Origin of the sequence: Anaerobacillus alkaliphilus (assembly GCF_004116265.1) — a bacterium.
Taxonomy (GTDB): domain Bacteria; phylum Bacillota; class Bacilli; order Bacillales; family Anaerobacillaceae; genus Anaerobacillus; species Anaerobacillus alkaliphilus.
The window spans coordinates 20,822-42,217 of record NZ_QOUX01000030.1 but is presented as its reverse complement, the minus strand read 5'-3'; the positions used below and the strand labels follow the sequence as shown (position 1 = coordinate 42,217).

The window sequence follows — 21,396 nt, the reverse complement described above, 5'->3', positions numbered from 1 at the left end:
ACCCTTTTTCATTTTGTATTACTACTATTAGCATGTGAAATATTCTATACTAGTAATAAATACTACATAAGGAGGCTTACTATGTTAAAAAGTACGAATAAGACAGTACTCCATTGTTATCCGGGGTTAATTGCATTAGTGACAGCTGAATGGGACGGGACGAAGAACATTATGGCTGCAGGTTGGCATTCCTACATCTCCTATGACCCACCAATTTACGGCGTAGCCATTGGAGAGGAACGCTTCACTCATCATCTTGTAAAAAATTCAGGAGAGTTTGCAATCCAATTTGTTCCTGCAGAATTTGCGGAATACATTGAAGGTTCAGGTAAGAATACCGGACGTGATGGCAACAAGTTTGATCTTCTAAATATCTCTCATAAACAAGGTGAGACAGTAAATTGTCCAATACTAACTGAAGCATATGTTGTTTATGAATGTAAGGTTAGGGACGTTCAAAGATATGGCGATCACGATTGGTTTGTAGGCGATATTACAATGTTCCATAAAGATGAAACTTGTTTTGAAAATGGCTTACCGAATTGGGACAAGCTTGAAATCCCCTTATATCTTGGTCAATCGCAGTATGTTATTGCAAACAGGGAGACAAAGAAAATTTCTATTGAACTGAAAAAATAACGAAAGAGCCAGTTTTTTAGACTGGCTCTTCTTCTTTTGGAAGAATAACATAAAAACTAGTTCCTACCCCTTCTTGGCTTTGAACCTCTACTCTTCCACCATGAACTTCTACAATTTCTTTAACAATGGCAAGTCCTAATCCACTACCACCACTTTCACGCGATCTAGATTTGTCGACTCGGTAAAATCTTTCCCAAACATGTGGTAAATCCTCTGGACCAATTCCTATGCCATTATCTTTGATTTCAATGATAATTTCATTTTGCTCTTCTGTGACATTAATAAAAATAGAGCCACCCTTCGTTGTATAGCGAATACTATTTTCTAAAAGGTTAATAATCGCTTGACCTAATCGTTGTTGATCTAAATGAGCTTTTATTTCTCTTTGATCACCTCTTACTTCACAGGTAATCTCATGACTATCAAGCATTAACTGTCTCGTAGCAATGATTGACTCAAGCCATTCAAGGACATCGACCTCTTCTTTATAAAGAGTAATCTTTCCTTCTTCTAACTTTGTTAATTGAAACAAATCACTCACTAACGATTCCATTCGAGTAGCTTCTTTGTAGATAATATCTATATTTTGACGCCACTCTTTTTCATCAAAGGTCGGTAAGTCTTTCATCACTGCAGAATATCCTTTGATATACGTAATTGGCGTTCGAAGATCATGAGAAATATGGGAGATAAACTGCCTTCTAGAATCACGATACTCTCTAAGTTGATTTGTCATCGCGTGGATATCCCGAGCAAGTTGACCTACTTCATCATCACTCTCAATTGAAAGTTTACTATCAAAATCTCCCTTTGCAATCTTTCTTGTAGTAGCTCCAATCTTAATTAATGGTTTCGAGATAATATTTGTTAAGTATATCGTTAAGAGTACGCCAACTAGCAAAGTAAATAACCCCATTACGAATAACAACAGAAATAGTTGTACTTTTGCTTTTTCAAACTCGCCTGTATCTTGATCAATAAAGAAAAAGCCGTTCTCAATGGGCTGATATGCCCATATGTGCGGGATATGAAAATCAATTCCAGTATCAACATATTGTAACGTACTATCTCCACTACTATGTCGCTCTCTTATCCAGTTCTGGTATTCTTGTATCCATTCACTACTTACATTGTGAGACAAGTATATCGGTTGAAGATCCTCATCAAAAAACACCATATAAACATGTCGTTTAAGATGCTTTTCAGCAACTAGGTAAGAAATTAGCTCTTCGTCAATGCCTTTTTCAATCATCGCCGTATATGTTCGTAATTCTCCATAGACATCTAGCGCTAATTGTTCCTTATAAAAATTTTTAAATAAGTGGTACGAAAAAAACACCATTGAACTAATAACAATTAATAAAATAAGTATAACGAATAGTGCTATTTTCTTTGAAAGTTTTTTCTTCAAGTTATTCACCCTTATGAGTCATCTTCAAGGATTTGATAGCCAATTCCCCAAACCGTCTCAATAATCTGTTTTGTAAATCCAACGGCCTTTAATTTCTCTCGCACATTTTTTATATGAGTATCAACTGTTCTGGCATCACCTTCATAGTAATCATCCCACTCTAATTGCACAAGTTGCTCTCTAGAATAAACTCTGCCTGGATTTTTCGCCAAGCGAACAAAGATTTTGTATTCTTTTTTTGTTAATGGAAGAGGTTGGTCAAGATAAGAAACTCTCAGTTTATTTTCATCAAAGAAGAGTTCATGTAAACTAAACCTCTTGCCTTCAGACGGAACTTCCTTTTTCGCTCTTCTCAATACCGATTCAATTCTTGCCTGTAACACTCTTGGCTCAAATGGTTTTACAATATAATCATCGGCACCTAGCTTTAAGCCTTTGACTACTCTATCGGTATCACCAAGCGCCGTTAATAAGACAATGGGAATATCTTGTTGAAGAACTTCTCGGATATTTGTTAACACCCCAAAGCCATCTAACGTAGGCATCATGATGTCTAATAATACGAGGTCATAATGTTCATTCGATATTTTTTCAATAGCATCAAAACCATCTTGTGCTTCATCGATCATATATCCGTAAGGTTTTAGGCACGTGGTTAAGAGTTTGCGCATCTCTTTTTCATCGTCTACTATCAATACTCTGTTTCCCATAACTACCACCCCTTAAAACTAATCTACCTACTAGTAAGGTACCACACTTTTGTGAAAAAACTATGAAGCAAAAAAAAGAGAAGAGAATTATTCATTCTCTTCTACCTCTTTTTCATCTACTGGTATCAAGATTTCGCCTGTCTTTCCGCCTATTTCAAGGAGCTCTAACACTACTTCTGATAACTTTCCATGAGGATAAGGTTTCGTTAAGTAATGCCCGACACCTAAGGTTATGCCGCGCTCTTTTTCATCTAGTGCGGATGAAATAATAATTGGAATATCCTTTGTACTATTGGTTTTTTTCAATTCTTCAATCATATCCCAGCCATCAATCTTGTCACCAAGCATAATATCTAAAATAATTAAATCTGGTTGCCTGTTCCTTACGGACAATAAAGCACCTTCACCATCTACATAATGCTTAACCTCGATCTCTAATTCTTTTAATTCATCTAGCAACAACATTCCAAGGCTTTCATCATCTTCAACAATCATTACTAACGGTTTATCCTGATGGCCCAATTCACTATTCGCTACTCTTTTAGGTTTATCAGATAATAACGGTAGTCTTACATAAAATGTACTTCCTTGACCTAAGATTGAGGAAACGGAGATTTCACCGTTATGAGCTTCAACTATTTTTTTGGAAATTGCTAAACCTAATCCAGTCCCTCCAATTTTTCGTCGATCAGAATTATCAATTCGATAAAACTTCTGGAAGAGTTTCGATACTTCCTCTTCTGGTATTCCTAAACCTTCATCTTCTATTGAGCAGACCAATTCACCACTCTTACAATCGAACCGAACAGTAATCTTGCCTCCGCTAGGTGAAAACTTGACTGCATTACTGAATATGTTTGTAAACAGTTGAATAAGTTTTTCTTCATCACCTAAGATGAATATTTGATCTCTATCTGTTTCCATTAAGAAATGATGTAGTTTATTCGTCGTTTTAAAAGTAGTCATGACTTCTTTTACGGTTGCTAACAAATCAATTCTTTTTTTCTCATAGACTTGTTTTCCCGATTCCATTCTTTGGATGTCTAGGAAGTCATTAATTAAATTCGTCAATCGAGAAGCCTCTTTATGAATCGTTTCCAAATACTTTTTTTGTCGTTCTGGTTTAAGTTCTTTTGTTAGCATGAGTTCAGCAAATCCTAGGACACTAGCTAAAGGTGTTCGTAGCTCATGACTAACTGTACTAACTAACTCTGATTTCATTTGATTTACTTCATACTCTGCAGTAATATCGCGATGAACGATCAGTGTTCCTAAGCGAAATTCATTTTTATGAATGGAAACAGCATAAATATCGTAGATCTTATTTACAGGTGACTTGATTTCATAACGATAACTTAAAACTTTCTCTTCCTTATTTTTGATAGCCGTTTTAATAAAGTCCATAAACTCATCGAAGTTATCTACACGATCTTCTAATAATTGCGACCATTGCTCTATGCCACTATTGACTTCTAGTTCTGTTTCGCCACCAACTATATTCAAGAACATATGGTTGTATTGAAGCAATGATCCATTAAGATCTAGTAACGTTATGCCTTCATTAACATTGTCAATAATATCTTGACTCAACTGACGTCTAATTTCAGCTTCTTCAAAAGAAGCCTGTAATCGCGACTGGTGTTCTTCCAGATCTTCTTGTTGGGCAAGGAGCTCTTCATTTTGTGCCATCAGTTCTTCTTCTTTATTCTGAATGCTCCGAGCCATTACGTGAAAGGCATTGGACAAAGTCCCAATCTCATCTTCTCTTTTCTCAATTGAGAGGTTCGTATATTCACCTTTGACGAGTTGCTCTGAAGCCTTCGTTAACTCTAGCAACGGAATCCCTAAATTCTTACTCATTTTCCGTATAACAATTCCTACTACTAAGAGAATTAAAAGAATATAAGCAATGTAGAGCGTACTGAAGATTTGGCCGACTGTTGTAAGACTTTTATTAACTGTTTCAAGCTTATCATCTATTTGTTTCGCAAAGGCTTGAGTATTCCCTACTAATTCAGTAACTCGGTCTCTAGCACCTGAGTAAGCTAGCGATTTTAATTCGTCAAATTCCTGTTTCCGCACATGTTCCATGGAAGGCTCTAAGATATTTTCTTTGTAGTCAGAAAAACCATAAGTAAAATCACTTAAGAATTGGCTTTCTTCAAGGTCTAAATCCAGCTCACCAAACTCTGTTATTTTATCTTGGACTTTATCTCGATGAAAGTCGACAGCAGCTTCCTCTTGCTTATCATCACCAAGATAAAAATAACCTCTCGCATGAAATACCATCCGCATAAAATGATCCTCTATTTCATTGACGATTTCGTGCTTTTGCCTCAGTTCTTCTCGCTCTTTTATATAATTATTTTGAACAAATAAATTAACTCCAGTAAGTAAAATGGCTCCTACCAAAGCGGCTACGACAACAATAATTAAATAGTACACATACTGCCTTGTTATACTTTTCTTAAAGTAATTAAACATTGACAATTTCCCCTACTAACTCTGCAAGCTTAATGGGGCTAAATGGCTTAGCAAGAAAATAATTAGCCCCGGCTCTTTTAGCTGCTTCTTCGTCTTTCTGCTGACTTTTCGCAGTTAACATCATCATTTTTAGTTCTGTCTTATTTGGCATCGTTCGAACTTTTTCAATGACTTCTAAACCTGTTAAGCCAGGCATCATGTAATCAACAATCACTAAGTCATAGTCATTTTCCTCAATAAATTCTAAGGCTTCTAAACCATCGCTAGCTTCATCAATTTCATATCCGTCGTCTTCTAAAGTATCAACAATCAACATTCGTAAAACTTCTTCATCTTCCGCTAATAAGATCCTTTTCAACCCAGTTACCTCCCCTACCCAAAAGAGTTTTCCATTTTCTCAGTCTGGGTTTTCAAATTCATAATTCATAATTCATAATTCATAATTCAACATTCTACATTCTAATTAATTACTTCGATATTCCCTTCCTCGTCATCTCGCCCCATTTTCCTTCTCGTTTAAAGATGGCTTGAACGAAGCCTTCAAACCGCCAAATTACTGTTAATGGGCGATACCAGAATGCTTCTGTTAATGAGTAAAAGAAGAGACGAGCAAGTTCTCTTTTTGTTTCATATTTTCTCAAGCTCCATTCTTCAAGCAACACAGCACTCATTGAGAGAATGGAACCGTAAAGAAATGAGACCAAAAACAATAGTAGCGCTATTTTGACGTTAATTAGTGAGAAGAGTAGTCCAAAAATCAAGATTAGATATCCAATGAATTCCAACACCGCACTAAGTAGTTCAATAAATAAGAAGTATGGCATGGAGATAAATCCAACAAGTCCATATTTACGATTGAAAATCATTTTTTTATGGATCCATAGAGATTCAAACAAACCACGATGCCATCTACTCCGTTGTCTCCTTAATATTTTTAAGGAATCAGGTGCTTCAGTCCAACAAACTGGATCAGGTACATATTCAATTCTCTTAGTACTTTTCTCTTCTTTTATTAAGCGATGAAGTCGAACGATTAGTTCCATATCTTCACCTACTGTTTTTGTACGATAGCCTCCAGCTTTAATCACCCATTCTTTATGAAAGACACCAAATGCACCAGAAACAATTAACAGTAAGTTATGCCGACTTAGTCCAACTCTTCCCATGAGAAACGCTCGCAAGTATTCAACCACTTGCATGACTACAATCGGGCTCTTAGCTAAACCAACCCTCATAATTTCGCCCCGTTCAATTTCGCAACCATTGGCAATTCGAATACTGCCTCCGGTAACAATGACCTCACCATTTGAATCAATGATTGGTTTCATCACTTTCAAAAATGCATCGCGTTCGAGGACACTATCACCGTCTAACGAACAGATGTAGGGGTAGTGGGATACATTCATCCCCGCATTAAGCGCATCTGATTTACCACCATTTTCTTTATCAACCAGATACAATTGATCATAGATTTCGGATTTATAAATAGCTCGAACCTTTTCTGTTGCTAACCGAGTTCGAACTACCAAATTAACCTTTACCATTTGAAAACGATCGATCATTTCTTTAACGGTATTATCTTTCGAACCGTCATTTACAACGATAATTTCATACTCCGGATAATTAATACTTAAGAGGGAGCGAACACTGTTATAGATCCCAATCTCTTCATTATAGGCTGGCACAATAATCGATATAGGTTTCGTATCTTTAGAGGTTAGCAATTGCTTATAAGGTTCCTTCTCATCAAGGAAATAATGCTTTCTAAGCTGCTTTGCTGAAATGAAAAAGATAATAAAATAAAAGAAGATAATTAATCCCATATAGCCAATAATTAAGTAGGCTGCCCAATGAAAGATTAACGTAATAATTTCATGATTTAGCAGTTTCCTCGCCTCCTAACCATTGCTTGGCCATATCTCTTGCAAATGAGTCCTCGTTTTCTTCAGATATGTGAGTTAAAATAAAGTCTCCGTCATGGTAGTTTGCTAACGCTTCTCCAGCTGCGTTACGCACCCACCAACTTTCATCTCCAATTAGCCTCACTAATGTCTCTTTAAAGCGTTCCTTGGTAATCACAGCCGCAATTTTACAAAACAACATTCGCTCCTGCCATAAGGAAGATGTAGCAAAGGTTGAAAATAGTTCAATATTTCCGACATACCCAAAGCTCCGAATGACTTTTAAGGCTTGAAGTCTGATATCGGTATGACCATTTTCAAGTTCGCGCTCAACGAGAGGTAAATAACTAGTATCGTTCTTTTCAGCAAAGATTGCTAAGATTGCAACTTTTAGTGTTTCATTTGCTTCATCATAACGGCCAACCATTTGATCAAATAAATCTGTCTGAAAAGTTCGTAACACTTCTTTATAGAGAGGTAACGGGTAGATATTTTTATCAACAAATAAATGACTGGCGAGTTTTTCTGATTGAAGCTTTGCGAGAACACGTATTTGTTGTTGTTGTTCAACAGTTTCTTCATAGGTACTTTCCGCAAAATGATTCCAGACGTCCGTTTCCATTGATTTCATAGATAAATTCTCTATTGAATAAAGAGTATTCATACGGATACTCCAATTTTGATGGCTAAGCAGTTCTTGATAATAACTAGAAAAATGAAATTCTGCAAATTGCTGAAGTCTCTTTTGCTCTTCGTCTCCTTTTACCATCGTACCATATTCTAACAATAACTCTTGAACAACTTCATAACTTAATGGATCCCTTTGAAATAATCGAGTCTTAACCTCTTGACCTTCGTTTAAATGTTCAAAAATACCATCACGAATTTTCTCTTTTATCCTTGCCTTGCGCAGTTTACGTTTTATGTCTTTATGTTTTTGCAAAAGCAAATAGCCGAATAGCAATAGTAATGTGAAAAATAAAATGATATTTATGATAACTAAGGTTTTTAACGATATATCAACCATTTGTTACATCATCATCCTTTTAACTAATCGTTTTACTCTTGCTTCTAACTCTGCCATACTAAATGGTTTTGTTAGATAATCATCCGCACCTAATTCTAATGCTTTAACAATATCCTTCTCACTTTTTCTTCCCGTTAACATAAGCACAACATAACTATTTTCGTCATAGTCTTGTCTTAGCTTTCGGAGAACTTCTAATCCATCCATCCTAGGCATTATGCCATCAAGCAAAACAAGCGTTCTCCCGCCCTGATTATGCCATTTAGATTGAAAGAATGACTCGCCCTCGCGGTATGACTTAATGTCTACTTCAATGTTCCCAAAGGAAAGTTTACCTAAACGGTCATTCACTAGCTGGTGGACGACCGGATCATCATCAATAACAGCAATTCGAATGACTTTATGACTCGTCGTTTCATTGACAGTATCTTCGTACACAATCACTTGGTTTCTTCCAAGGTCTTTTGCTTGATACAATGCTTGGTCTGCCATCTTTACATAATCTTCAATAGGAATGTTGGGATTTTCAACCTCAACAATACCTGCTGAAAATGTGATAGATAATGAACCTTTGTCTGTTGGGAAAGATACTGCAGCAAAGTCCGCTAGTAAGCGATTAATGAATATTTCAGCATCTTCTCTTTTGGTGTGTGGCAAAAGCAAAATAAACTCTTCACCACCATACCTAATTAAGTAATCAGAACTTCGTTTGTTTGCCATAATAAATTGGGCAAAGCCCCTCAGAACCACATCTCCAATATTGTGACCATAGGTGTCATTCACACGTTTAAAATGATCTAAATCTAGAATAACTAACGATAATATATCTTTTCTTCTATTTAACTCATATAAATAACGATTTAGTTCCATATTAAAAAATTTGCGATTAAAAGCACCAGTCAATTCATCTAATAATACGGCATTGCTAATTAACTCTTTATAGCGAATTCGGTTTTCAATCCGAGCCTTTAACTCATCAAAGGCAAACGGTTTCGCCAGAAAGTCAACAGCTCCAATTTCATAGCCCTTAATCCTCGTTTCTTTTCTGTCATCAGAGCTTATGATAATGATCGGAATAAAGTAGGAATGCGATTTCCCTAAAATAGTTTCTAACAGTTCTAAGCCGTTTTGGTCTGGAAGATGTAAATCTAATAATATACAATCTGGTTTATGATCATAAAACAGTTGTAATGCCTTTTCTCCTGTCACAGCTGCTAATACCATATAACCTTGGTTTTCCAGGTTTTCCTTCAGGTAATTTACCATGGTTATGTCGTCATCAACAACAAGGATTAGCTTTTCATTCTCAGTAACTTTTTCTACATCCTCTGTTTCTAGTTGAACTCCAGCCTTTTCTTCAAGCTCAACGTCAGCTAGAAAGACTAGTAATGACTTCCATTCCTCTTGGGTCCATTGTCTTTCACCATGCTCATCAAGGTTGACCATTCGCTTTTCCGCTTCATTCGATATCTCTACTAGTCCAATTGAGGCAGCTGTTCCTTTTACTGTATGAAGAAAGCGGTACAGAGAAGCTTCTTCTACAAAGCCTTTTTCTTCCCATTGTTTAAATGTTTTTTTCATTCGATCAAGAAACAACTTTTGATATTTTTCCATCTATGACACCTCAATATATATTTCGACAAAAATTGACTTATCTACTTCTATTGTATAATTTCTTATCATGATTTAATACCCTTTTTATTACTAGTAAAAACTTACTTTTTTCTTTTTTTAGGTTTATAGTTAAACTATAATTAGGATAACAAGTAATCTATGTCCAAATTTTAGTGGGAGAAATATGATGAAAAATAAATCCTTTATAGGTTTATATGTAGCATTTTGTCTAGTTGTCATCATTTCCGGTTGCGCAACTGTCGAGAAAAAACCTGAATTACATATTGCTGCTGCAAGTAACTTAGTACAAGCCTTTACAGAGCTTGGAGAAGAATATGAAAAAGAAACAAACGTGAAGATTGTATTTAGCTTTGGTTCTTCCGGTCAATTAACGGAACAAATTTTAAATGGTGCACCATTTGATATTTTTGCACCTGCAAGCCCAAGCTTCTATCGAAACTTTCACACTGAAGCACTATTAGATGACCAACCTGTCTTTGCATTGGGTAGAATTGGTGTAGCAACCTTAAGAGAACAAGATTTTACGATAACCAAATTAGAAGATCTTCTTGATGATGCAATTATTAAAGTAGCAATAGCCAATCCAGAACACGCGCCATATGGATTAGCTGCAAAGCAAGCTCTAGAACAAGCCGGAATATGGGACGATATTGAGGAGAAACTTGTTTATGGGAGAAATATCTCTGACACATTCACCCTGCTCGAGACCGGAAATGTGGAAGCTGCTTTTATTGCGCTATCTTTAAAAGATGAAAAAGTTAATTTCATGCTTATTGATGATCATATGCACGAAGTATTGGAACAACCTATTTCCGTTCTTTCTACTACCAAGTACCAAGAAGAAGCTCGTCAGTTCATTGAGTTTCTCTTTAGTGAAGAAGCCCAAATAATTTTAGAAAAGTATGGGTATAGCATTCCTTAAGGAGTTTTTTCTATGGATCAAATTAATTTATTCCCCTTGTTCTTATCTTTAAGAGTTGCTTTAACAGCAACTCTTTTCACTATTATTATTGGCTTACCGATTGCATTTTTCTTAAGTCGCTCTAAAAGTAAATTTGCTGATGTACTTGATACTTTGATTACATTACCAATCGTATTACCGCCAACGGTTTTAGGGTACTATTTACTTGTTCTGTTAGGTCGGCAAAGCACAATTGGCAAATTTCTCGAGGAAAACTTTCAAATTATGATAGTATTTACTCCAACTGGTGCGATTATAGCCGCAATGGTTGTTTCAATTCCGTTTCTAATTAAATCTGCAAAGGCTGCATTCTCCAACATTGACCCTAATATTGTCAATGCAGCTAGAGTATTGGGGCGAACGGAACTCAATATTTTCTTTACGGTTATTATCCCATTAGCATGGCGTGGAATTGTTGCCGGTATTACTCTAGGCTTCGCTCGGGCTTTAGGTGATTTTGGTACAACCTTAATGGTCGCTGGAAGTATCCCAAATAAAACAATGACAATGCCCATTGCTATTTATGATGCACTTCTCGCTGGTAATCGCGAATTAGCTAATGTCCTTGTTTTTATCATGACCGTCGTTGCCCTTATTGTGCTTTTCACAATAAACCGCCTTGAGAAAAAAGTTTCTATAGGGGGAAGAAGATAATGATAAACATCAATATCAAGAAATCTCTGGGAGAATTTAACCTCGATGTTGCCTTCCAAGTAGAAAAAGGGATTGTCGGAATATTGGGCCCTTCTGGTTGTGGTAAAAGTTTAACGCTACAAGCGATAGCCGGCCTATTAAACCCAGACTCAGGTAACATATCAATCGGTAACCATGTGGTTTTCGATCCTAAAAAGAAGATAAACATCCCGACAAGAAAAAGAAAAGTTGGTTATGTCTTTCAAAATTATGCCCTGTTTCCCCACCTAACTGTTTCGGAAAACATTGGTTTTGGCTTAAACGGAATGAGCAGAATTGAAAAGACTAAAAAAGTTTCTGAGATGCTCGAAGTGGTTCAACTTACTGGACTAGAAAATCGCTATCCTAATGAATTATCTGGTGGGCAGCAGCAACGAGTAGCTCTTGCTAGAACATTAGTCACAGAGCCTGAAATCCTTCTATTGGATGAACCATTTTCAGCGCTTGACCAACACGTAAAAAAGCAGCTTGAATTAGAATTATTGGCGATTATTAAAAAGAACTTCTCTGGGGTCGTTCTTTTTGTTACCCATAATATTGAGGAAGCATACCGAATCTGTGATTATCTTTGTTTGTACGATAGCGGCAGAAACATTCAGTTTGGAACAAAGCAAGAGGTACTAGAGCGACCAATTAGCAAATCAGCTGCAAAGATTGTTGGGTGTGAGAATGTATTTGAAATTAGGTGGATGAATGGTAATTCTGTTGTTTTAGACGGGATTGAGCTAGAACTAGAAGACTGTGTTTTGACTACTAAAAGGTATCTAGGAATTCACAGCTATGACCTTTCCTTTGTTGCTAGTAATGATAGGGCCAATACATTCCCATATGCAATTACAAGTGTAGTTGATGGGATAGATCGCGCTACTGTGTCTGTGGTCGTAGCAAATGTCACTTTCCATGTGGTTGTTTCTAAATCTTCATTGGAGGGGATTATGAAAGGTGATTTGTTGCTTTATGTCCCTTTTGATAAAATACTTTTTATGGACTAAAAACGAGCCTTAAGGAAATATTTTTCCTTGAGACTCGTTTTCACTTACTGAATGTTTCTATTAGTTGTATCATTGCAGGTCCTAAAAGAACGATAAATAAACTTGGGAAGATAAAAAGAACAAGTGGAAATAACATTTTAATTGGAGCCTTCATTGCCTCTTCTTCAGCCCGTTGTTTGCGACGATCTCGAACATCTTGCGATTGTACCCTTAACACTTGAACCATACCAATACCAAGTTTCTCTGCCTGAAGAATACTATTAATTAACACACTTATTTCTTGTACGACTATTCGCTCTTTTACTCCAGTTAAAGCTTCTCTTCTTGTTCTACCAAGTCGCATTTCTTCTAAGCATCTAGTTAGTTCATCTGACAGGACGCCGTCTTTCTTGGCAACGATTTTACTTAGGGCTGCATCAAAGCCAAGACCTGCTTCTAAGCTAACTGTAAGAAGGTCAAGCGTATCAGGAAGTTCTTTTAAGGCTTGTTTGCCTCTTGCTTTAGCTTTTTGTTTTAAATAATAATTGGGAAGAACTAAGCTGACTACTAATCCAATTAACCCAAATAGTATTACCGCACTTGCTTCATTTTTTAGTAGTAATCCATAGAGCCCAAAAAGGGTTGGTAGTAAAATAAATAAACCTAGCTGAAGCAATCGAAATTCAACTGGTGTCATATTAAAAGGACTCCCGGCCTGTAAGAGTTTCTGTTCTATTTTGGCTACCTTTTCTCCAGGTACCCGCTGTTTAAAGCTTCTCTTATAGTCATGTACTATCGGTTGGAATACCCTTCGAAATAAAGAGTCTTTTGATTCTTGTTGATTTTCTTCAGGATTATCTTCCTGAGGAATTGAACTTAGCAGTAGTTCAATTCGATGATTTTTCTTTTTCGGGGGCTTTTGCTGTTTTGATATAAGTACTGCTACTACAAGCAATGTAATAGTCAGAAAGAATGTAAGATACATCATTGCCTACACCTCAATTGTCGTTACTTTTCGAATAAAGATAATCCCTAAAATGCCAAAAAACAGTCCTAGCCCTACTAATACTAGCCCAATTGGATTTGTGAAAAGGGAACTTATGTAGCCTGGATTTATTAAAAATATAACTACACCTAAAATGATTGGAAGAAAACCAATTACCATCCCAGAAAGTCTTCCTTGCGCCGTTAAGGTTTGAATTTGTTGTTGGATTTTTGTACGGTCCCGAATTGTTTCAACAATTTTTTCAAGGATTGTTGCCAGGTTTCCACCAACTTGACGCTGAATTAAGATTGCTTGGATCATTAAATCTAAGTCATCGCTTGGCATTCTTTCCTTTAATTCGTTCAATGCCTCTTCAATTGTCCGACCGTACTGCATTTCCTTAATCACAATATCCATCTCATCTTTAATTGGTGAGTCACTCTCATCAACAACGGACTTTAAGGCTTGTTGAAAACTAAATCCCGCCCGTAATGAACCAATAATGGTTACAATCATATCAGGTAACCCTTCATTAAATTGGCGTAGCCGTTGTGCATGTTTCTTTTTCACCCAAAAGACCGGCAACACATAACCAATTATAATTCCTAGAAATAAAAACAACATATTTCCTAGTAGTAAATTTAAAAGTAAGCCAATAAGTAAAGCACCAATTATTCGAAAAGCTGTAAACTCATCAGGTTTAATCGGAATACCAGAGCTTTTTATTAACAGCTCTAAATTTTTATTTTTAGTTTTACGAAGAAGTTTCTTTTTTAGCACCTCATTTGCCAGTCGCAAATTCAAAGCAAATGTAAATTCCTTTTTATTTTGACTCTCTTCTTTTGTCTCTAGATTAAGGTAATGCTCTAAACGTTGATTGGTTTTTTTCTTTGAGAAAAGGAGCATTTTAAATAATGCTCCAAACAATAAGCTAGAAGAAATAAGAATTAAGAATAGTAACAGCTGCTCCATTACATTACGTCCTCCTCTTCGATGAATACACTCGGTGGAATATAGAGACCTGTGTTTTCTAGGCGACTATAGAATTTAGGACGAACTCCTGTAGGAACAAGCTTGCCAATGATTTTCCCTTGATCATCTACTCCTTTTTGCTGAAAGGCAAAAAGGTCTTGTAAGACAATAACGTCACCCTCTAATCCTTGCACTTCAGTTATATTCGTGATTTTTCTAGTACCATCTTTTAATCTAGACTGTTGGATAATAAGGTCGATGGCACCAGCAATCTGCTCACGGATTGCTCGTACTGGGAGGTCAACTCCTCCAAGTAAAACCATTGTTTCTAAACGAGACAACATGTCCCTAGGACTATTGGAGTGGCCGGTAGCTAGTGAACCATCATGACCTGTATTCATCGCTTGAAGCATATCCAACGCCTCGGCACCACGCACCTCACCAATGACAATCCGGTCCGGTCTCATCCTGAGTGAATTTCGAACGAGATCACGAATTGAAATAGCACCCTTCCCTTCAATATTGGGCGGTCTTGTTTCTAAAGAAATCACATGGTCCTGACCAAGTTGCAATTCTGCAGCATCTTCAATCGTAATAATCCGTTCATCTTCTGGAATAAACGAAGATAACACATTAAGTGTCGTCGTTTTTCCCGAACCTGTTCCACCACTAACAAAGATATTTAAAGCCGATTTTACACAAGCATCTAAGAAAACTGCCATCTCTTCAGTAAGTGTTCCAAAACGAACCAAATCAGAAACTTTAAATGGATCTTCAGCAAACTTTCGTATTGTAATTGTTGGTCCATTTAAAGCTAAAGGAGGAATAATTGCATTTACACGAGAACCATCCGGTAATCTAGCGTCAACCATTGGACTACTCTCATCAATTCGCCGCCCAATAGGAGCTACTATCTTTTCAATCACTTGCAAGACATGATCATTATCTCGAAACTTTACATTTGTTAGTTCAAGCTTACCTTTGCGCTCAGCAAAGACCTGGTCAGGTCCATTGACCATTACCTCTGAGACAGCTGAATCCATTAAAAGAGGATTAATTGGACCAAAACCAGTTAAGTCATTCGTTAATTCATTGATAACTTTTTGCGAATTAATATTTCCTCGAAATGATTTATCTTCATCAAGAATTTGAGACATAATGTTTTCTAGTTTCGAAGCAATCTCATCAATATCGGAATTTTTAAACTCATTAATGATCTTTTTATGTATCTCATTCTTTAATCGATCTTCTAGATCAGAGCTTTGCAAGACTTCCGTTTGATTACTTTTGACCTGTTTTGTAGTGTTCTTTTCGGTTAACTCTCGAAAACTCTTCATTAGATCCTGTTTTTCTTCACTTGAAACGGATGTTGAAACAGGTGACAGTCTGGGCCTTACTTCCTCGTTTATATATCGTTCCTCAACAGCCACGGTAGCACTAGTTTCTTTTTCCGCTAACTGAACTTGTAACTGTATTTTTCTTTTTACCTTTTCCTCTAGAAGGCTATCATTATCTAAGGAATCGTTATAGATTGGACTTAAGCTAGGAGCTGATTGGGCTTGAGTTTGTTGTTTTGCTTGGATCCTTTTTAGTAAACTCACATTCTCCCACTCCTTTTCATGTGCTTCTGTTTCGTAAATAATTTTGCAAAGATAGGTTTAGAGTTATGTTTTAAACTGGCCACATCTTTTTTCTCAATGAGCTGATGTGCTAATTTGTAAAGTGCCTTTGCCAAATCGGTTTTACCACGACTAACGCCAAAAGGAATCCCTTGATTAAGAGACTTTGTAGCAACACTATCATTATCCGGTAAATAATATAGTAAATCTGTATCAAGGATTGACGGTAAATCTTCTAATTTAACGAATCCTTTTTTTGTCGACTGATTTACAATAATTTTCACCTTTTCCCTTAAGCCTAAAGTGGTAAAAGTTTCTAACATTAACTTAGTATTTTTTAATGTAGCAATTTCTAAATTTGTTACTAGTAAAACCTGTGTTGCCTTCTCTATAATCGCTAAGCTTTTCTCTTGAAATCCTACTTCTGTATCTACAACCACGTAGTCATTCTGACTAACCATAATGTCAACCACTTGGTCAACAACCTCAGGAGTAACTAAATCAGCAAATTCAGGTCTGTCAGGAGCTGGGAGTACCTTAACTCCACTTTGATGAGTAACTAACAATTCATTTAGTGCTAATTCATCAATTCTAGTTTCGTTTTTTAAAAGCTCATAGATGGTTGAAGCTGACTGAAGGTCCATTGCCATGTTTACATCACCAAATTGAAAATCTCCATCTAAGATGCTTACTTTTAGATTTTTTTTCTTAAGTGCTATGGCTAGGTTTACCGTTAACAACGTCCGTCCAACTCCACCTTTACCACTACAAACTGCAATTAACTCTCCTTGTTCTTGTAAAGTTTTTTCAGACATATCGTCACCCCCATAGTTCTTAGAAAAGATTTACTTACTACTATTATCAGAAGGTTCATCAATTCGACTATTTAGCATGAGATGAATACTTCCTCGTTCTGAAACATTAACTATTTTTATAGCATCAGCAGGCGTTAATTCTAGCGTTACGGTACTATATTCGGAGTAACTTTCCGGTGAAGTTGGTTCTACCATCTTTCTACCTACAGCTAACACACGAACCTTTTCAAAAAGCAATTTCGTTACTATTTCTTCTTTATCTTCTTTTTCAATCGTTTCTGTAAAAATAATATCTACTAGGTCCTCTGGCTCCGTTAAAGTTGAGACCGATTCTACATAATTAACAGAAACCGATACCGCACGATAGCCTGGTTTTACTTTCCGTGATATGAATAGCTTTTCATCTTCCTCACTTTGAACACGGTGACTAAAAAAGGCCTCACCTGTTTGCATATCTGCAGTTACGAAAAGTCCTTCTAACTCCTCTTTAGTCATAAGAGTTTGTGGATGAAGGGCACTCTCAGGAATCGTTTTAAATTCCAATTTCTCTGCTGTTATTCGTTCATTTTTCTTTAATGGCTCTGCTGCTACGATAATCTCGACCGTATTTTCGGTAACGATTGCTGCAGTAGGAGCTGTTGAATTTTTAAGGTAGTTATTAAATAAAAGGGTAGTAATTCCACCCATAATAATTGCGAGAAGAAAAATTGACTTAGAACTCACTCAGTACACCTACCTAGGATCTAAATTAAAAACTATGACTCAGTAAACATAACAGGTCTAGAACTAATGTTTTAATCCGTTAATTTTACAACGTACGTACCATAGTTTTGACCATTCTCTGATATTTCACCTAAACCTATCATATTGATAAATTCACCTCTAACACTTTTTTGCCCGTTATTAATTGAAGAAAGCCAATAAGCAGCAAAACCAACTACCTCAATCGTGTCTTTTCCGTGGACATAATCAAAAGTATCAACAACAGCAACTGTAATCACTCTTTTACAATTTTTATCGGCTGTACTTTTACTTTGGCAGTGCAGTTTATTTTTATCCAGATCAATTAGGTGTTCGAATGCAGATTTAACAGGACCCCATTTTTGTCCTGTTTCGGTATCAAATTCAAATTTAACTTCATCCTTTACGTAAATTTTAACTCCGTTTCTGATCCCATCAGCTAGGGTAGTTGCTCCGCTCCCAACGATATCCAAATATCCACAATTTCCTCTTTGATTACCTGTATTAGAACATTTTAATTCCTTACCATCCGGGATGTTTTTTTTCTCCACCGCGATTGGTGTAACACCTATGGAAGAACCTAATGGTCCTATTAAAGCTGTTGCTTCTTTTGAAAAAGTAATTTCATTAAAACCAATCACTTTTGCGAAAGTCATTGGCACCGAAACTTCCTTAGATACTTTAATATAGCTACTAGTTACTTTTATATCACTATCATTAAGGATGTAAGAATTTTTTTTCGAGATATCCTTTGCATAGGAAATCGCCTGTGCTTCCGCTTGCGTTTGTGTTTGCGTCTCTTTCTTGATTAGGCCTTGTGCACCAGCTAAAACTGATGCATCTAGCGCTTTTTGTAATGAACTCTGTTCAGCATAAACTCTACCAAGATCCACTACTAGTGCTGTAACCCCTAGTAAAACAACCATCATCAGTGCGACAAGAACAAGTACACCACCTTGTTGGTCTCGATAAAGCTTTCGACAAGTTATTTTCAACCAGCTTCTCATAATTTCACTCCACTCTCATGACAGTTCGACTTTCAATACTAAGAAGATTATCTGTAAATAATCGACCAATTAACGGTGTAATAAATTCAAGGTCATAGGTAAGTGTCACAGTTGCAAAATCTCCTTGCTTACGAATATTAGCGGCAGGAATTATGCTAATATTTGTATCATTAATGGACAGGTGTCGAACCGCCGCCTTAGCTGCGTCTCTAACCTTCACATCATTTTCTCCAATACTAGCGATTCTGGCTGCTTCTCGCCCTGCATGATCAAGAGCAAGATAGGCATGAAACGCACGTCCAAAGTCAACAATTCCACAGAGAAGCAACATTAGTAACATAAAAACAAGTGCAAATTCTACTAAAGCTTGTCCATCTTCAGATTTCACTCTATCCTCTCCTTTACCAAATCTAATTAAGAAAACATCTCTATAAAACTGAAAATCCCCACTACTATCCAGCTTTTTTACTGAGGTAGTAAGGTGAGTAATAATTTTTACTAGAATGGATTTGTTTCCTGAATAAATAAGGCAAATAAAGCACCTGCAACAATCGCAACACCATAAGGATATTTTGCAGCCAGGGCACTTTTTTCATAGGGAAGTTCAATTCCATGTTTTCTTGCAGCAAGATAATACAATAGTCCTTTAGCTCTTCCTTTTTTCATCAAGATAATAATTAAAGCAATAACCCCTCCGACTAATGCCATATAAAGCGCTGTCGTAAATACAAATTCAGAACCTTTTAAAGCGCCTATCACTGCTAAAAGCTTTACATCTCCGGCTCCCATTCCACCTAATAAAAAAGGGATAAGTAGAATTGCTAAACCAACTAGAAAACCTACTAAGACAGATCCAAGTCCTGACCAACCACTAATGGTTATGTTGGCAACAAAGGCAAAAGCTAGAGTCGGAAACAAAACCTTGTTATAAATCTTTCTACTTTTCAAATCTGTGATTAAGCATATAAGAAGTAAAACTAGTAATAATAGATTAATCCATAACATATATTTCCCTCACTAGGTATAAAATTTCACTGTACCATTAATTTACTTCTTTTAAAAAGGCTTTACGCAGTAAACGTAAAGCCTTAAAAATTTCTTATAATTAATCTACTTTAGCTTCAGGATTAAACTTTAAAACTATATCATTAAAAATTCCTTTAACCTCTCCACCCAACAAGGATAACGCACCAATTACAACCACTGCTATTAACCCTAAAATCAACCCATACTCCGTCATACCTTGTCCTTCTTCTTGAACTACTAATTGTTTAAATTTGTTTAACATATAAATCCTCTCCCTTTTCGATTTTTTGTAAGTAGTTTCCTACTCTTGTTTCTGTAGCTGCAACTTTTCCGGCTGGCAGCTCTACAACTGAGATAGTGCCTTTGTGCAATTTTCCAATTTTCCCTGGAGCTACCGCTTCATCGATAGCCACAATTTGCATATTTGCATTTAGATACACTACATCAATTGCATAGTTCATAAAAAAGCTATGAATTGATCGGCAGGGTATAATGTGCAAGGCACAATTTGAAGGTAAGGTGTCGGTAAACATTAATCCACGAAGCCTCGATAAAAATGTATCAGCAACTTTTAGATCTTCCGCTAATATCTTGCCGTTGCTACCATTTACAAGCTTCACCATAACTTTTACGCCCCTTGCCTCAAATAAAATAACCCCACCTTACCGAAAGTGGGGTTGAACACCATGATAGGTGTACTATGTATATACTATTTGCATAAGCAATAGTAAAAACAAACTCCCTATTTCTTTCGGAAACTGGCTGGCGTAGTGGAGGTCCACCTTAGCCCCTTTAGCTTTGCGTCACTAACTTTCATTAGCTTTGCCTTTATCGTGATACAGCGAAAAGTTTGTCGTAATCTGTGATGTTATGTCATTATCTTAAATAAAATGTTTGTTTTAGCCTATCCAACAAAAATATCATTTTCTGAATTTTCACATCGAGACTTATATACTATCAAAAAATTCAGAACTGAAAGTCCTTAAATCGGTTTCCTCCAACATACATGACTTTATATACTACTATTTATTCAGTACACTCTTCCTACTCTCTCCAACCAAAATACTAAGTAGCGAAAAATAAATTGGTATTATACATTCTAAATTAACTATGTAAGAGCAATACCATAAAAAAAAGAGTTGATCGTAATCAACTCCAATGATAATCGAACTATTATATTCTTATTTGTATAACTATAGTTCTTTTGACACCCATTTTTTCACCTGATCATATTCCTCTGGATAATTCATGTTAAAAAAGGCTTTTTCGACTTCCGGAATTGACTGTAAACTTTCATCCTCAACCCATAACATCTTTACTTTTCCCCATAAATTATTGACTCGGAAATCATTCCCCTTAAGGAACTGCTCAATTTCACTAACAATAGACTTGTGATATACCGCAAACAATGGTTGTCTCATACCGTTAAAACGAGGTACGGCAGCTTGATATCCCACGCTTTTCTCCACTAATAGTCGTGCTAATTTTTTTGAGACAAACGGCATATCACAAGCAACAACGACATTATATTCTGCTGATGAAGCCAATAATCCAGCATGTATGCCTGAAAGTGGTCCCAAGCCTGGATATATATCCGTTACAATTTTAACTTTTTCTTTTAATAATGCATATTCATCTGGACTATTTGTTACTAGCACTCGATCAGTAAACTCATCACCTAAGCTATCAACAATACGCTCGATATTTGCTTTTCCTTCAATAGGTAAAAGTGCTTTGTTTGTCCCCATTCTACTTGACTTTCCACCTGATAATAAAATTAACCCAGCATTCATGCTTAT

At 36.3% G+C, this 21,396-nt stretch carries 22 protein-coding genes and 1 riboswitch; of the genes, 4 read left to right on the top strand and 18 right to left on the bottom strand.

The annotated features are described in order from the left end of the window. Window positions 1–81 precede the first annotated feature (81 nt). Window positions 82–639, top strand: coding sequence for a flavin reductase family protein (locus DS745_RS08725; protein ID WP_129077877.1), 558 nt, complete (start codon window positions 82–84; stop codon window positions 637–639). 16 nt (window positions 640–655) lie between these two features. Here DS745_RS08725 and DS745_RS08720 read toward each other — a convergent pair whose 3' ends face one another. The 7 genes from DS745_RS08720 to DS745_RS08690 form a co-directional block, all read right to left on the bottom strand. Then, window positions 656–2,050, bottom strand: coding sequence for a sensor histidine kinase (locus tag DS745_RS08720; protein ID WP_129077876.1), 1,395 nt, complete (start codon window positions 2,048–2,050; stop codon window positions 656–658). A gap of 11 nt (window positions 2,051–2,061) precedes the next feature. Further along, window positions 2,062–2,760 (bottom strand): response regulator transcription factor, encoded by a 699-nt coding sequence (locus tag DS745_RS08715; protein ID WP_129077875.1) that lies wholly within the window; start codon window positions 2,758–2,760, stop codon window positions 2,062–2,064. Between the two features lie 87 nt (window positions 2,761–2,847). Then, entirely contained in the window at window positions 2,848–5,244 is a 2,397-nt protein-coding gene (locus DS745_RS08710; protein ID WP_129077874.1) for an ATP-binding protein, read from the bottom strand. Beyond that, window positions 5,237–5,602, bottom strand: coding sequence for a response regulator (locus tag DS745_RS08705; protein ID WP_129077873.1), 366 nt, complete (start codon window positions 5,600–5,602; stop codon window positions 5,237–5,239). The genes DS745_RS08710 and DS745_RS08705 overlap by 8 nt, the downstream gene beginning before the upstream one ends. A 109-nt stretch (window positions 5,603–5,711) precedes the next feature. Next, window positions 5,712–7,067 carry a glycosyltransferase family 2 protein gene (locus DS745_RS08700; RefSeq protein ID WP_129077872.1) on the bottom strand — a complete coding sequence of 452 codons (1,356 nt, stop codon included), beginning with the start codon at window positions 7,065–7,067 and terminating at the stop codon, window positions 5,712–5,714. A 49-nt stretch (window positions 7,068–7,116) separates the two neighbouring features. Continuing rightward, window positions 7,117–8,172, bottom strand: coding sequence for a HEAT repeat domain-containing protein (locus DS745_RS08695; protein ID WP_129077871.1), 1,056 nt, complete (start codon window positions 8,170–8,172; stop codon window positions 7,117–7,119). 3 nt (window positions 8,173–8,175) lie between these two features. Beyond that, entirely contained in the window at window positions 8,176–9,786 is a 1,611-nt protein-coding gene (locus tag DS745_RS08690) for a response regulator (protein ID WP_129077870.1), read from the bottom strand. Between the two features lie 184 nt (window positions 9,787–9,970). On the opposite strand from DS745_RS08690, the gene modA reads away from it, so the two are divergent. The 3 genes from modA to DS745_RS08675 are packed head-to-tail and all read left to right on the top strand — an operon-like array spanning window position 9,971 to window position 12,453. Beyond that, a complete protein-coding gene (modA, locus tag DS745_RS08685; RefSeq protein WP_241657766.1) occupies window positions 9,971–10,729 on the top strand; it encodes a molybdate ABC transporter substrate-binding protein in 759 nt (252 codons plus the stop codon). Between the two features lie 12 nt (window positions 10,730–10,741). Beyond that, window positions 10,742–11,422: a molybdate ABC transporter permease subunit gene (gene modB / locus DS745_RS08680; RefSeq protein ID WP_129077869.1), complete on the top strand. Its 681-nt coding sequence runs from the start codon at window positions 10,742–10,744 to the stop codon at window positions 11,420–11,422. Next, entirely contained in the window at window positions 11,422–12,453 is a 1,032-nt protein-coding gene (locus DS745_RS08675) for a sulfate/molybdate ABC transporter ATP-binding protein (protein WP_129077868.1), read from the top strand. The genes modB and DS745_RS08675 overlap by 1 nt, the downstream gene beginning before the upstream one ends. Before the next feature lie 40 nt (window positions 12,454–12,493). On the opposite strand, the gene DS745_RS08670 is transcribed toward DS745_RS08675, so the two are convergent. The 11 genes from DS745_RS08670 to mobA all read right to left on the bottom strand — a co-directional run bounded on the left by DS745_RS08670 (window position 12,494) and on the right by mobA (window position 21,390). Then, the gene (locus tag DS745_RS08670) at window positions 12,494–13,420 is read right to left on the bottom strand and encodes a type II secretion system F family protein (protein ID WP_129077867.1); all 927 of its coding nucleotides are present in this window, start codon (window positions 13,418–13,420) and stop codon (window positions 12,494–12,496) included. 3 nt (window positions 13,421–13,423) lie between these two features. Beyond that, window positions 13,424–14,389: a type II secretion system F family protein gene (locus DS745_RS08665; protein WP_129077866.1), complete on the bottom strand. Its 966-nt coding sequence runs from the start codon at window positions 14,387–14,389 to the stop codon at window positions 13,424–13,426. Then, window positions 14,389–15,726 carry a TadA family conjugal transfer-associated ATPase gene (locus DS745_RS08660; protein ID WP_129077922.1) on the bottom strand — a complete coding sequence of 446 codons (1,338 nt, stop codon included), beginning with the start codon at window positions 15,724–15,726 and terminating at the stop codon, window positions 14,389–14,391. Before DS745_RS08660 ends, DS745_RS08665 begins: the two co-directional genes overlap by 1 nt. Window positions 15,727–15,986: 260 nt before the next feature. Continuing rightward, the gene (locus DS745_RS08655; protein ID WP_129077865.1) at window positions 15,987–16,823 is read right to left on the bottom strand and encodes a CpaE/TadZ family protein; all 837 of its coding nucleotides are present in this window, start codon (window positions 16,821–16,823) and stop codon (window positions 15,987–15,989) included. A 30-nt stretch (window positions 16,824–16,853) separates the two neighbouring features. Next, complete coding sequence (gene cpaB / locus DS745_RS08650; RefSeq protein WP_129077864.1) at window positions 16,854–17,546, bottom strand: Flp pilus assembly protein CpaB; 693 nt, start codon at window positions 17,544–17,546, stop codon at window positions 16,854–16,856. Window positions 17,547–17,617: 71 nt separating this feature from the next. Next, on the bottom strand, window positions 17,618–18,571 hold the full coding sequence (locus tag DS745_RS08645) for a TadE/TadG family type IV pilus assembly protein (protein WP_129077863.1): 954 nt from the start codon (window positions 18,569–18,571) through the stop codon (window positions 17,618–17,620). Window positions 18,572–18,575: 4 nt separating this feature from the next. Next, entirely contained in the window at window positions 18,576–18,959 is a 384-nt protein-coding gene (locus DS745_RS08640) for a TadE/TadG family type IV pilus assembly protein (protein WP_129077862.1), read from the bottom strand. A 110-nt stretch (window positions 18,960–19,069) separates the two neighbouring features. Next, window positions 19,070–19,576 carry an A24 family peptidase gene (locus DS745_RS08635; RefSeq protein WP_129077861.1) on the bottom strand — a complete coding sequence of 169 codons (507 nt, stop codon included), beginning with the start codon at window positions 19,574–19,576 and terminating at the stop codon, window positions 19,070–19,072. 100 nt (window positions 19,577–19,676) lie between these two features. Continuing rightward, complete coding sequence (locus DS745_RS08630) at window positions 19,677–19,859, bottom strand: Flp family type IVb pilin (protein WP_129077860.1); 183 nt, start codon at window positions 19,857–19,859, stop codon at window positions 19,677–19,679. Then, window positions 19,843–20,220: a DUF192 domain-containing protein gene (locus DS745_RS08625; RefSeq protein ID WP_241657765.1), complete on the bottom strand. Its 378-nt coding sequence runs from the start codon at window positions 20,218–20,220 to the stop codon at window positions 19,843–19,845. The genes DS745_RS08630 and DS745_RS08625 overlap by 17 nt, the downstream gene beginning before the upstream one ends. Window positions 20,221–20,347: 127 nt before the next feature. Further along, window positions 20,348–20,434: riboswitch (cyclic di-GMP riboswitch) on the bottom strand. Window positions 20,435–20,790: 356 nt separating this feature from the next. After that, the gene (gene mobA, locus DS745_RS08620) at window positions 20,791–21,390 is read right to left on the bottom strand and encodes a molybdenum cofactor guanylyltransferase (protein WP_129077859.1); all 600 of its coding nucleotides are present in this window, start codon (window positions 21,388–21,390) and stop codon (window positions 20,791–20,793) included. Between the last annotated feature and the right edge of the window lie 6 nt (window positions 21,391–21,396).